The following is a 13,160-nucleotide window of genomic DNA, read 5'->3' on the forward strand; positions in this document are numbered from 1 at the left end:
TGGAAAAAATAGGGGTAAAACTGTTAATATTTCCCCGTTAAGAGTTCCTTAGCCCCACCACAGGATTTTTTCAGTTGATAGTTGTTAGTTGTTAGTTGGTGGTTGACAGTTTTTGAGTAGAACAATATTGTCCTAACCGATATGTCCATTGCTATAAAAGGCAAATAATTTAACTGACTGCTTCTTTCTTACTTCCCGCGTAGCGAATTAAAATCCAGTCAAAATAATTGTTGGGACTGGGTTTGGTTGGTATATATAGTTTTCAATAGTTAAAGCCGGCAAACGGATTCGAACCGATGACCTACCGCTTACAAGGCGGTTGCTCTACCACTGAGCCATGCCGGCATTGACAAGATTAAGTTTTAACGATGATGTTCTCACCGGCAAACTTTTATAGAATAAGGCAGTTTCTTTTTCTCGTCAAGTCAAATAATTTTGGATTTTGGATTGACATTTTCCGCTAATAATGCTTACTTATCCTTAAATGTCCATACACCATCATCCCAAGTTTTGTCAGTGGGTGGATTTTGTAACCAATACTGACAGCGCTGTAAATGTAAGAGGGCAGGGCGATCGCTTTTATCAATTGCGACTATTTTATCAAAATCTGCCTGAGCCCGATGAAAGTCACAATTTAAGTAATGCTTACGTCCTTGTTGGTAATGCTCAATTACCTGCATTTTTTCACTGCTAATGGAATCGGAGCGTAAACCTAATAATTCATAAATTCCTACCGGCTCATTCCTACCTTTGACACGGATATAATCTAATTCCCTTGCCCAAACATAATTTTGACAATGGAAGTAAGTTTTATCACTGATAACTATATCACTACCATACTGCTTACTGACACTTTCTAAACGAGAACTTAGATTTACTCCATCACCAATGGCAGTAAATTCCATACGTTTGCTGGAACCAATATTGCCACTAATGACAACATCAGAATTAATCCCCATACCAATTTTAATGGGGGTCTTATTTTCTACATGGCGACGGGCATTAAATTCTTGTAGACGATGGCGCATTTCTAAGGATGACTGCACAGCCATCCAAGCATGTTCTTCTAAGGGTAGGGGAGAGCCAAATACAGCCATGATGGCATCGCCAATGTATTTATCTAAAGTACCTTTATATTGAAAGACAGCCTCCACCATAGACTCAAAATATTCATTGAGCATACCCACCACCTCTTCTGCTTCTAGGTTCTCTGTCAAGGTGGTATAGCCACGAATATCTGAGAATAAAATGGAAACTTCCTTGCGATCGCCACCTAGTTTAGCATCATCTAGTTTCAATAGTTCTTCTGCTAATTCCTGGGTCATGTAGCGGTACATGGTGCTTTTCAGCCGCTTTTCATCACTAATATCATCCATAACCACCAATGCTCCCCGTACCTGGGTTTGGTCCCTAGCATCAGCAATGGTATTAATAGATAAGTTAATACTGCGCTGTTCTTCAGTGTTAGATAAAAGAGTGCGATCAGGATAATATTGTTCGTGGCATGTTGATTCATCTGCTTTTAAAGCATCTGTACACCACTGACTAAAATTACCTTCTTTAATGTGGATCAGATTACTAATTAATTGTCCTTCTAAACGTTCTTGGGAGGACAAACCTAGCAAACTTTTCGCACTTTCATTAGCAGCAACTACATAACCTGTTTTATCAGTAGAAATAACCCCATTAGCAAGGCTACGGAGAATGTCTCTCTGCATTTGCTCCTGTTGCTTAACAGTGGCAAACAATTTAGCATTTTGTAAAGCAACCCCAGCTTGGATATTGAAAGCTTCCATAAACTCCTCGTCATTGCGATCAAAACTAGCTTGAAAGCATTCGGGAGCTTTTGGCCAATCAGCAGGGTTATAGTTAGAGAAATTCCCTTTTTTCCTTTTATTTACCAGTTGGGTAATGCCAATTAATTCCTGATCGGCATTGAAAACCGGCATACATAATAAACTACAGGTACGATAGCCATTTTGTTTATCAATTTGTTTGGCAGTGTCAGAATCCGCATGGTCGTATAGATCAAAACCAATATTCAAGGTTGTTTGAGAATTGGCTACCTGACCCACAAAACCCTTACCTATAGGGACTCGTAACTCTTTACGCGAACCATCATTTTGAGTAATTTTAGTCCATAATTCCTGATGATCGCTATCTATTAACCATAGTGTACTGCGATCGGCATTCATTAATTCCTTTGCCTCATCCATCACCCGCTTGAGAGTATCTTCCAAGTCCAGGCTACTTTGAGATAAGGATTTAATCGCTTTCATCAACGCTGCTGCTGCTCTTTGTTTTTGGGTAGCCACATAAAAGGAGCGCGATGATTCTAAAATTAAGCGAATGGAAGGTGCAAATTCCTGAAATAATTCCTCATCAGTATTGTTGAATCCCTGAGTATCAATTCTTTCTTCTAGGGGTTTATCTGGCATGGAGCCAGGATTTAACTTATTCAACAACTGTACCACAGCCACCAATTTCCCTTCCCCATTCAATAAAGGCAAAGCCAACATGGAGTAAGTCCGATAGCCATTAATCCTTTCCTGCTCTTGGGCGAAATAGGAACGGGGATCGTCATAAAAATCCACAGGGATATTAATAGTTAGCTTCTGGGTTGCTACCTCCCCAGCAATCCCCTTATCAGATGGAATGCGAATTTCCAGAGAGCGATCGCCCTCTCCACCGGCTACAATTGACCATAGTTGTTGTTTGTCTTCATCCAATAAAAATATTGTTGTCCTATCTGCTCCCAGTAACTCTCCAGTTTTCAAGGTTATGGACTGCAACATTTCTTGCAAAATGCTCTCAAATCCCTGAGAATCTAGCATTGACAGGGTTTGATTGACAATTTGTAATTTTTGCTCTACATCCTTAACAACCTGCTTAAAAGTATCTGGAGTTAGAGGTGCTAAAAAAGAGGAAATAGTCCCTTTTTGTTGGGTGATAGTGCCTCCAGAGGTAGAAGTTGGTGGCAACTCTCTATTTTTCGCATGGGGAACACCCATAATTAAATCCGTAGTTTCACCGTGACTGGTTTGAGACACTGACATATTTAAATTAGTTGGTTATATATTAAGGCTTAAAAAAATAGGAAGGTAAAATAGTTATCTAGCTCCGTGTTTAATATAACCTGTGAATTAACAGAAAATGTACTGAACAAAGAAAGACTTTTTCTCTTTACTAGTATATAAAGTTACAGTTGTCAAGCTCAAATAAAGAAAGGTATGTAAAGAACTCTACAATATGATGTGGTATTGGGAGAGTGTGCCCCCACCCCTTGATCATAAGAAGCAGGGGGAAAAGGTGCTCGTAGCAGTTAAGTCTTAATAAGTCTTGCAGGGTGGGAAGTGTGGGGAGTGTCGGAAGTGTCGGAAGAATCAAGAAGTAATAAGCTTTTTGCCTTTCCCTCTTTCCCTCTTTCTCTCTTTCCCTCTCTTCCCCATCTTCCCACACTCCCCCTGCTCCCTGCTCCCCTACTCCCCTGCTCCTCTGCCTCTGACTAACTTCAACTAGATGGTAATAATTTTTTACAAAAATCAATATCATAAAAATTTGCCAGGGAGTAACCCAATCTGAGAAGATCGTAAATATGGGCATTTTATAAATTGTCTATAAATTATTGATAGATGTTGCAGGAGAAAATATGAGTGAACCTTCAGAAATGACCACAACAGAACAGGCAACCAATGAAGAATTAACAGAAGTGATTGCTGAATTTGAATTATATCGCCAACGCCTAGTTAATGACACAATGGAAGCGGGGAAAAAAGCGAAGTTGACAAGGTCAGCAGTTATGGCTCAACTAGAACCAGAGCTGAATAAAATTGACAGTATTCTCGAAGGGTTGCGTCAGCAACAGAAGAATCAATAAATTCAGAGTAATCCAATTAATCTCATAATTCTCAGTCGAAGGTGATAGGTAATTAATAATGAGTAATACGCTCAACTCCGATACTCAAGCTGGGAATGAAGCAATCTTGCAGATACAAGCCCAAACAGATGCTTTAATTGAAACAGTCACAGAACAAATCACGCTACATACCTTTGACTACAATGATCAGGAGTTGATGCAGCAGATGGTGGAGAGTTTCGCCGATTCTCGGGAAATAACCCGGTTGAGAATTGCGGAAACCTTGGGAGAAATTGGCGAACCTGCAACTCCCGTGTTAATGGCAGCTTTGGCAAATCACCCCAACCCCGTTGTCAGGGGAGCCTGTGCTAAAACATTAACTTTAATCGCCGATCCTCAAGCTATTCCCACTTTAGTTCGTGCCTTCCTCAATGATGAAGATACGGTAGTTCAAGGTTCTTCAGTAGGTGCTTTGGCAAGAACAGGAGAACTAGCCGTACCAGAATTATTAAAGATACTGGAGTCTCCCAACCATCCAGAAAGTATCAAAGGACATGCAGCGTGGGCTCTAGCATTTATTGGTGCAGAAGCAAAAGAACATTTGTACAAAGCACTTGAATCTGATTCAGAAGGAGTTCGTGCTGCGGTAGTGACTGCGATCGCAAAAATAGCTCAAGAAGATCCTCAAGCAGGAGCTTTTGATATTTTGATTAATACTCTTGCCGATCCCTCGGAAACTGTGCGTAGCGAAGCCGCAGCAGTTTTAGGGAATCTAGCTCACAAACCAGCAGTTCCCCCTCTCTTAGAATTACTAAATCATCCCAGAGCAGAAAGCCGCAAATCGGCTGCTTTGGCATTGATGAAAATCTGCGATGATTCTGTCCTAGAGCCGTTGCGAGCAGCCCTAACCCAGGAAAAGGAAACGGGGGTGCAGTCAGTAATTAAATTGGCGATTTCTCAAATTCAGAAACATTCCGAAGCAGACGACTGGGATTGAGGTATTCTTATCTCTTTACTCCATCTATACCTCTGCAATTTCCTCACCACCAACCTGCGGTGTGGTAGGAGTACCCGGGCGGTGGACAATCAAGGGGACTCGATTCCCCTTTGATTGCCAAGACTGTTTTGATTCTCAACGTAAGATTTGAGTTGTTCAAGTGTAACTCCTCCACAAGATGCGACTTCTGTGTCTAATTTGAGCCTTCTCGCGGTTGAAGATAAATTGGTATAAGTATTTACACAATAAGTCGAATCAAATAGTTATTCCGGAACAGGCAACAGGTGATACCAATTTGAAAAATAAATCCGAGAAAATATAGGAACCAAGGATAGATAGCTGAAAAATTTGGAAAATTTGCGGAATCATCCCCAGAGGAAGTGGATTAAACCTTATAGTGAAATGGCATGGCACGCCCTCCTTGGTTCTTAAACAGGGAGGGCTGTTTTTTATTTTTCCCTACTCCCATACTCCCCACACTTCCCACACTCCCCACACTTCCCACACTTCTCCCTACGTTCCACCGATCCCCGTACCGTGATAACCTATTTTCTAATTCAGTTTATTCCGGCTTAAAAAATCAATATTATGCCGAATATTAGGGTCGTTCAGTGCTAATCTTGAAGATGACATTCCTTAAGCTTATGTCTTTCTGGATCCTATCTGAAATATAGCTCTCAAATCAATAGGCTCAGCATGGTCACCACAGCAGAAAAAACAAACATTGGTTACATTACCCAAATTATTGGTCCGGTCGTAGATGTCAAATTTGCTACCGGTAAGATGCCTCCCATCTATAACTCTTTGACCATCAAAGGCACTAACGAAGCTGGACAAGAAGTTTCAGTTACCTGCGAAGTACAGCAACTGCTAGGTGATAACCAAGTGCGGGCTGTTTCCATGAGTTCTACTGATGGCTTAGTACGCGGTATGGAAGCGGTTGATACTGGTGCTCCCATTAGCGTGCCCGTTGGTAAAGCCACCTTGGGACGGATTTTCAACGTTCTCGGCGAACCAGTGGATAATAGAGGTCCTGTAGATACACAGGAACAATTACCTATCCACCGCGATGCACCCAAACTTACAGAATTGGAAACCACACCTTCTGTATTTGAAACAGGGATTAAAGTTGTTGACTTGTTAACTCCCTATCGTCGTGGGGGCAAAATTGGTCTATTCGGTGGTGCTGGTGTGGGCAAAACCGTGATCATGATGGAATTGATCAACAATATTGCAACGAACCACGGTGGTGTATCTGTATTTGCTGGAGTGGGCGAACGTACCCGTGAAGGTAATGACCTCTACAACGAAATGATTGAGTCTGGGGTTATCAACGCTGATAACCTGAATGAATCAAAAATTGCTCTAGTATACGGTCAAATGAACGAGCCACCCGGAGCGAGAATGCGGGTTGGTCTTTCTGGCTTAACTATGGCGGAATACTTCCGGGATGTAAACAAGCAAGACGTACTATTGTTTGTGGATAACATCTTCCGGTTTGTCCAAGCTGGTTCAGAAGTATCGGCTCTGTTAGGAAGAATGCCTTCTGCGGTAGGATATCAGCCCACTTTGGGTACTGACGTAGGGGCACTGCAAGAGCGGATTACCTCCACCAAAGAAGGTTCCATTACCTCCATTCAAGCGGTATATGTACCTGCGGATGACTTAACTGACCCCGCACCTGCTACTACCTTTGCTCACTTGGATGGAACCACCGTATTGTCTCGGGGTTTGGCATCTAAGGGAATTTATCCTGCTGTAGATCCCCTGGATTCTACTTCCACCATGTTACAGCCCAACATTGTCGGTGAAGACCACTATGGAACTGCCCGTGCTGTCCAGTCTACCTTGCAGCGTTACAAGGAACTTCAAGACATTATTGCCATTCTTGGTTTGGATGAATTGTCTGAAGATGACCGTTTGATTGTGGCTCGTGCTCGTAAAGTTGAGCGTTTCTTGTCTCAGCCATTCTTTGTTGCTGAAGTATTCACTGGTTCCCCCGGTAAGTATGTGAAGCTAGAAGATACCATCAAAGGCTTCAAGATGATTCTTGCTGGTGAGTTGGATGACCTACCAGAACAAGCTTTCTACTTAGTTGGCGATATTGATGAAGCGATCGCTAAAGCAGAAAAGATGAAAAAAGGTTAATGGGTAATGGGTAATGGGTAATGGGTAATAGCATTTTATTACCAATTACCAATTACCACTTCCCAAATATCCCAAGTAGCAATTCCCACTCAGCAATTATCTCCAATGACGTTAACTGTTCGTGTAATTTCCCCAGATAAAACGGTGTGGGATGCCTCAGCAGAAGAGGTCATTTTACCCAGCACCACGGGTCAACTAGGTGTCCTCAGTGGACACGCACCCATGTTGACAGCTTTAGATACTGGCGTAATGCGAGTACGTGGCGACAAAAATCAAAAAGATTGGACTCCCATTGCCCTTATGGGTGGATTCGCGGAAGTCGAGGAAAATGAACTCACTATTTTGGTGAATGGCGCGGAAAGAGGTGATTCTATTGATTTGGAATCAGCTCGTGCTGAGTTTAATGAAGCACAAACCCGTCTTGACCAGGTTTCAGATGAGGATCGCCAAGAAAAAATCCAAGCAACCCAAGCTTTTAAACGTGCTCGCGCCCGGTTTCAAGCTGCTGGTGGTATGTCCTAATTTATTGCCAATTTGGGCGCTATTTAGTTAGCGCCCATTACTCTGGCGTTGTCATCCTTTCCCGCCCTGCAATGAATTGCGGGCTAATAAACCAAGCACGTTGAAACGCGATGAAATACTGGTTACATGGGCATAATTGGTAATACCCCAACCGATTCGCCCACAGCATTATTTATTTGTGTCAGCTCCCCTGCCTCTTCCTAACTACTCACCCAAAACCAAATAAACCGCCCAGATTGCCATTGGTCTTAAATAAGTACTTGCACGGAAAGTGCCTGTACTAGTAATTGCTTCTGGTGTACGGAACTGTAAGCCATTATCATAGATTTGCTGCACTACTGTTTTTGCCAGGGTTAACCCTTCATCTTTCATTCCCATTTGTATGAGGAAAGCAGCAAGTCCAAAATTAATCCCTGTCCACACTTCTAGGGGATGGGTGGATTGGGGATTTTCTGGAGAACCATCGGTAAGTACACCGTTAGCAGCTCCAAATTTACCATCGCAAAATTTGAGGAAACAGGCATTGTAAATTGTTTTCAGGGTAGAAAGGGTGTGATCTATGGGGACAATATTGGGTAAATTTAATAGACGAGCATAAAATTGTCCGCACAATTGGTCTGCCATAACCACATCGGAACCAGTCTCACTATCCAAGCGGTAGTATTGCCCATTCCACAGTTTTTCTTCGTAGATGAGCCGTGATTGTTTTAACCATGCTCCATAAGTATTAATTATGGTCTGTGGAGGTGCTATAAACGGTGTGTCTACAGAACTACTACTTAAGATATTACCAATAGCGATCGCAGTTTCTAAGGCTGCTAACCATAATCCACCACAGTAAGCACTCACACCTAGTAATTTCCAGTCATCAAAGGTTTGATCCGGTGCCCCAGAATTTTCTGGAATCCCGTCCCCATCAATATCAAAGGTTTTCAGATAGTTGAGGGTGAGCACAATTGCATCCCAACAATCTGCCAGAAATTCCACATCATCAGAACCCGTGAGTAGGAAGTCTCGATACACTTGCAAGACAAAATCAGCCCCTAAATCCTTCCACAAATTGCAATCTTGATAAGCAGTGTAATTAGTCTTTTCCCAGACATGTTCATTGGGTGCCCCTAAATCATGGGGTGTAGCACCTGCTACCTTGCGAACTGCCAGATGACTTTCCGCCCCCATAGTATAGTAATAGCCAATTACTCGGGTGCGATCGTCACTATGGGGAATTGCTCTAGCAAAAGCCCTAATTACAGACTTCTCTAACTCTGGGAACAGGAGCAACAGCCCAAAAGAGCCATAAAGTCGTACGTCCAGACTTTCATACCAACGGTAATCCCAACATTCCAACACCGCAAACTGCCCAATGGGGTCTTTTGTTGTGGCTGCACTCCATAGAGTACCACCACTGGTGAGGTCATATAATTCATTTAAGAGTGACATTTTTAACCAATCAGGTAAATCTGGGCGATTCAGGATTGGTTTTTGCCATGCTTGAATTTGTTCTCGCCAGTCTTGGTATTGTTGCAGTGCAGTCAAGGCGATCGCTTGGGCATTGTCACCACTACGACCAAAAAAGTCAGTATATCTTCGATAGTAATTAACTCCCGCAGCAAATTCTGTTACTGGTAAATCCCAGGACAAAATCAAGGGGATTTCTAAACTTTCTCCTGGTTGGAGAGTAAAACGTACAGCCAAAGCTGTGCCAATTTGTTCTCCATCTTGGGCAGGAGTTTCATTAACAACATTGGGTAAAGAACCATCCTCTGTGAAACTCTGCCATAACTCTGACCCTGTACCCAGAGGATTCCACCGGGTATGGTGAAATATTTCTACCTGGGGATGTTTGCGAGTTGCAATACACCAAGTTCCCTCACCTTCTTGGATGGGTTCATTCATACCCATGCGCCCCATCACACAGGCAATGGCATCAGTATTTTCGACTAAACAATTAAAATTATTTTTACTTTCACCCAACCGGGGCTGATATTCATAAACTGGACTACCATCATCCCTCATCTTTACTTCCGGGGATTTGAGAGCATTAGTAAACCAACCCACCATATTTTCCCAAGTAAGCATGATACTTAAAGTTATGGGTGCGTTAGTGGGGTTGTGCGCCTTCCAGAGAAATACCCCCACTGGATAACTAGTTTCTTGGTAGTTATTTGCCCAAATTGGGGAAAACTGTTCGCAACTCAGGTTTGCTGTGAATACATCTTCATAAACAAACCAACTACGGGGATATAAAGCATGATAAGTTCCCGTAGCAATTTTAGATTTTGGATTTTGGATTTTAGATTGAAGACTATGATTCTCTTGGTTTTTTCCAATACTAGGATACCATTGCCAAGCTGCTAAACTACCATTCTCCGGAGCTGTTGTACATAAGGCATAAGCCTGGGAAGATGTGGTAGTTGATTCAAATACGCTGAATTGACAACCAGGGATATTTTGAAAGACATGTTCCCCTCCATCAACTTGCCAGAGGTTAAAATCTCCCCGAGAAGAACGACCAATACAACCCGCACCGAAACCGCCTAGAGGCATTCCCTGCCAAGGACCATCATCAATATTGCTAGGGTAGCGAACAGTATAGGGGTTATCCCAGCCTAAACCGATGGGACGACTCCAAGCACAAACAGGAATTTCTGATACGGATTGATTTGTCATGACAATTTTCAGTTTTAGATTGATTCCACCGATAAATCTGCGGTTTACCTATGAAAATACCGTAAAACATATTGTCGCTTCTATTGGGAATAAAAACATGGTTAATCCCAACTACAGGGTGCATCCATGTTTTTATCCCCGTTGCCGAGATTCATTAAATTGAAAGTTCAGGGACATTGGCGATAATGATTGGGAAGCTGATATATCGTTTCAATCCCGCTTCCAGGATTCATTAAATAGAAAGTGTTGCGATCGCTTCTAGAGGAAATATCTGTATTTGGTTTCAATCCCGTTTCCAGGATTCATTAAATTGAAAGTTTCCCGATCGCTAACTGAATGCACATCAATAGTTTCAATCCCGTTTCCAGGATTCATTAAATTGAAAGGGTTTTGAAATTGGGGGAGTCCCGGTTATTTGCCATGTTTCAATCCCGTTTCCAGGATTCATTAAATTGAAAGGGTGTGGGGTTGGATCAATAAGGTTAGATTTTAAATGTTTCAATCCCGTTTCCAGGATTCATTAAATTGAAAGAGTTGCAGATCCTTCCCCAGCCCCAAGCAATTTCATGTTTCAATCCCGTTTCCAGGATTCATTAAATTGAAAGTTTTTTGTGGTTATCTAAATAAACTGGCAGCAATGTGTTTCAATCCCGTTTCCAGGATTCATTAAATTGAAAGTCCGCCAGCCACAACTCAGTTATAACACTATATCCAGAGCAGATTTTGACGGGGCACTTACAAAACCCCTTTTCAGAGACTTAGGAACCAACAACATAGAACAGTAAATACGCTGAAAGTATTGAATTTTCAAGGTTCTAGCGTTTTGACCGGGCCCCTGGGGTTTTCGCCCTCGCTTTCCCCCGTCATTTCAGTTATCAGTTATCAGTTATCAGTTACCCCATCGATAAATAGAGGGGCTTGAATAAGGAAAATACTTTTTCTTTTTCCACGGATAAATCCGGGGGCTTGTATCCTTTTCTTTTTTGGTCAAAAATATCCTAGCAAACTATTACAAAATAATCGTTTGATTGTGTTTAGGTTCTTCAGAACCATAAGTAATTGTTTTGCGTACAGCTAGGGAATCTAACACATATATACGGATTGAATCCTCCTGCTGCTTAATTAATTCTTCTATCTTCACCTTGAGTTTAGCAAACTGTAATTTAGTTAAAAAACATTCAAATACACTGTACTGAGTCCATTTTCCATAACCAGAGAGCAGCTTATGCAGTCTTGTGCGACGCTTATTACCTGCTTTGGTATCTGGTAAATCATAAATGATGAGATAAAATAACGTTTTCATCGTCTTGTCAATGGTTTGTAAGGAATCTTTTCTTGTAAATGGCGGCTGAATAAACGTGCTTGTAGTTCAATTGCACGTCGATAGTTACAGTGATAGCCAAAAGTCGGATGCTTGAATTCATCATTCATTTTCCGTTCCCATGCTTGCAAAAAAATTTTCCGCCCATTTTCTCCAAGACGATATGCACCCAAACTTTCGGTAAAATCATTAGGCTTAATTTCTTTATGGCTGACAACTGCAAAAATCAAATTATCAGCAACAAGGGGACGAAATTCTTCCATTAAATCTAACACCATTGCTGGTTGACCGCGAGTTGTTTCATGTAGATAACCAATATAAGGGTCTAAACCTGCTATGTGTACCGCTGCCGTAACTTGTACTCGTAACAGTCCATAGGCAAAACCTAGTAAAGCATTAATTGCATCAGTTGGTGGACGGCGATTTCTGCCACTAAATCCCCACTTTTTTTCTAATATTTCCGACCAACAAGCAAAATATTCTCGTGCTGCTAAGCCTTCAACCCCTCTCACTTCATCAAGAGTTGTTTTTTCTGTAACTAATTGCTTCCTGACTTTCAGAATATTATCTTTTTGACCGTGGCGATAGAGAACGGTATATTGGTTATGAATTTTAGCAGCAACAATTGTTTTAGCTATTTCTAACTTCTGGTTTTGATCAGAATATGCACCATATTGAGCTAATCTCAATTGACCATTACGGGAATAACTTGGAAGTGTAGAACCTAAATGTTTGCCAAAATAAGAAAGATAATGAACAGGCATTCCCAATTCTAGGGCATAAGCTAAAGCATCTCCAGTAATTTGGGGATTACCCATCAACACAACTTCTTCAACAGTTTGAGCTGGTACGGAACGTTTTTCCCAACTCCCATCAGATTGCTTGAGAGCGACTTTAAAAGCTTCGTGTTTTTTGCTTAAAACTGCATCAGGTTGAGTAACGTAAAGTACAGACATAATTAAACCTCTGAGCGCAATTTTTTCACTTCTTTTGGTAAACAAATATTTTTTAAACTACAGTCTCGACATTTTTGAGAATGATCGATTGGAGTTGGTATGTTTTTTTTCAGAGATTCTCTCGCTGCCGCAATAGCTTCCTCAGTATCTTTACGTAATTTATCTGTAAAAAATACTAATTCCCGGCGACGGTTAGCGTGATAGAAAATTTCCCCTTGAGTAATAATTTTGCCAGTGCGTTCCTCTAAACATAAAGCTGCACCACATAATTGAAAATGATCGCAACTATGATTATTCATTCTTCCCTTTTTGTACTCAAGGGGAATCAGTTGATTATCTCTTTGTTCAACAGCGTCAATAATACCATTAATCAAAAGGCGATCGCACCACACCCATTGTTGACGGTAGATAATTGTATCCCCTTCAATACACGTACCTTCTTTATTAATATTACGGTGTAAATGGCGACCAATAATAATATATTCATTGTCTGCGGTTTCTCCCAATTCATATTCCAAATAAAATCGACGAGGACAATATTCCCAAGCATTTAAATATGCAAGGGGTAAATAATTTTGTTCATTCATGTTTTAATTGTTATAGCTATAGCCAGTCAAATTAGGACATTTTTCAGCTGACGGTTGATAATTGATAGTCCTTTAGTCAAACAATACTATCCTAGGCAATAAG

Annotated in this window: 10 protein-coding genes, 1 tRNA gene and 1 CRISPR repeat array; of the genes, 4 read left to right on the forward strand and 7 right to left on the reverse strand. The window is 41.4% G+C overall.

Features of this window, described 5'->3' with window-relative positions; all coding sequences use genetic code 11:
* Window positions 1-273: 273 nt before the first annotated feature.
* The 3 genes from CALSC_RS05390 to CALSC_RS05400 all read right to left on the reverse strand — a co-directional run bounded on the left by CALSC_RS05390 (window position 274) and on the right by CALSC_RS05400 (window position 3,603).
* Window positions 274-345, reverse strand: a tRNA-Thr gene (locus tag CALSC_RS05390).
* A 125-nt stretch (window positions 346-470) separates the two neighbouring features.
* Window positions 471-3,056 carry a GAF domain-containing protein gene (locus tag CALSC_RS05395; protein WP_088240377.1) on the reverse strand — a complete coding sequence of 862 codons (2,586 nt, stop codon included), beginning with the start codon at window positions 3,054-3,056 and terminating at the stop codon, window positions 471-473.
* A 130-nt stretch (window positions 3,057-3,186) separates the two neighbouring features.
* Window positions 3,187-3,603: a hypothetical protein gene (locus tag CALSC_RS05400; RefSeq protein ID WP_088240378.1), complete on the reverse strand. Its 417-nt coding sequence runs from the start codon at window positions 3,601-3,603 to the stop codon at window positions 3,187-3,189.
* 46 nt (window positions 3,604-3,649) lie between these two features.
* Here CALSC_RS05400 and CALSC_RS05405 point away from each other — a divergent pair, with 46 nt between their 5' ends.
* From CALSC_RS05405 to atpC, 4 genes are all read left to right on the forward strand, one after another.
* A complete protein-coding gene (locus tag CALSC_RS05405) occupies window positions 3,650-3,877 on the forward strand; it encodes a hypothetical protein (RefSeq protein ID WP_088240379.1) in 228 nt (75 codons plus the stop codon).
* A gap of 58 nt (window positions 3,878-3,935) precedes the next feature.
* Window positions 3,936-4,853, forward strand: coding sequence for a HEAT repeat domain-containing protein (locus CALSC_RS05410; RefSeq protein ID WP_088240380.1), 918 nt, complete (start codon window positions 3,936-3,938; stop codon window positions 4,851-4,853).
* A gap of 696 nt (window positions 4,854-5,549) precedes the next feature.
* Complete coding sequence (gene atpD, locus CALSC_RS05415; protein WP_088240381.1) at window positions 5,550-7,001, forward strand: F0F1 ATP synthase subunit beta; 1,452 nt, start codon at window positions 5,550-5,552, stop codon at window positions 6,999-7,001.
* Window positions 7,002-7,106: 105 nt separating this feature from the next.
* Entirely contained in the window at window positions 7,107-7,523 is a 417-nt protein-coding gene (atpC, locus tag CALSC_RS05420) for an ATP synthase F1 subunit epsilon (RefSeq protein WP_088240382.1), read from the forward strand.
* A 204-nt stretch (window positions 7,524-7,727) separates the two neighbouring features.
* On the opposite strand, the gene CALSC_RS05425 is transcribed toward atpC, so the two are convergent.
* The 4 genes from CALSC_RS05425 to cas4 all read right to left on the reverse strand — a co-directional run bounded on the left by CALSC_RS05425 (window position 7,728) and on the right by cas4 (window position 13,057).
* Window positions 7,728-10,193: a GH116 family glycosyl hydrolase gene (locus CALSC_RS05425; protein WP_088240383.1), complete on the reverse strand. Its 2,466-nt coding sequence runs from the start codon at window positions 10,191-10,193 to the stop codon at window positions 7,728-7,730.
* A gap of 205 nt (window positions 10,194-10,398) precedes the next feature.
* A CRISPR array of direct repeats spans window positions 10,399-10,871; the repeat unit is 39 nt; unit sequence ATGTTTCAATCCCGTTTCCAGGATTCATTAAATTGAAAG.
* A gap of 331 nt (window positions 10,872-11,202) precedes the next feature.
* Complete coding sequence (gene cas2, locus CALSC_RS05430) at window positions 11,203-11,496, reverse strand: CRISPR-associated endonuclease Cas2 (RefSeq protein ID WP_088240384.1); 294 nt, start codon at window positions 11,494-11,496, stop codon at window positions 11,203-11,205.
* Window positions 11,493-12,470, reverse strand: a complete 978-nt coding sequence (gene cas1d, locus CALSC_RS05435) for a type I-D CRISPR-associated endonuclease Cas1d (RefSeq protein WP_088240385.1) — start codon at window positions 12,468-12,470, stop codon at window positions 11,493-11,495. Before cas1d ends, cas2 begins: the two co-directional genes overlap by 4 nt.
* Window positions 12,471-12,472: 2 nt before the next feature.
* Window positions 12,473-13,057 carry a CRISPR-associated protein Cas4 gene (cas4, locus tag CALSC_RS05440; protein WP_088240386.1) on the reverse strand — a complete coding sequence of 195 codons (585 nt, stop codon included), beginning with the start codon at window positions 13,055-13,057 and terminating at the stop codon, window positions 12,473-12,475.
* Between the last annotated feature and the right edge of the window lie 103 nt (window positions 13,058-13,160).

The organism is Calothrix rhizosoleniae SC01 (assembly GCF_900185595.1).
GTDB classification, from domain to species: domain Bacteria; phylum Cyanobacteriota; class Cyanobacteriia; order Cyanobacteriales; family Nostocaceae; genus Calothrix_A; species Calothrix_A rhizosoleniae.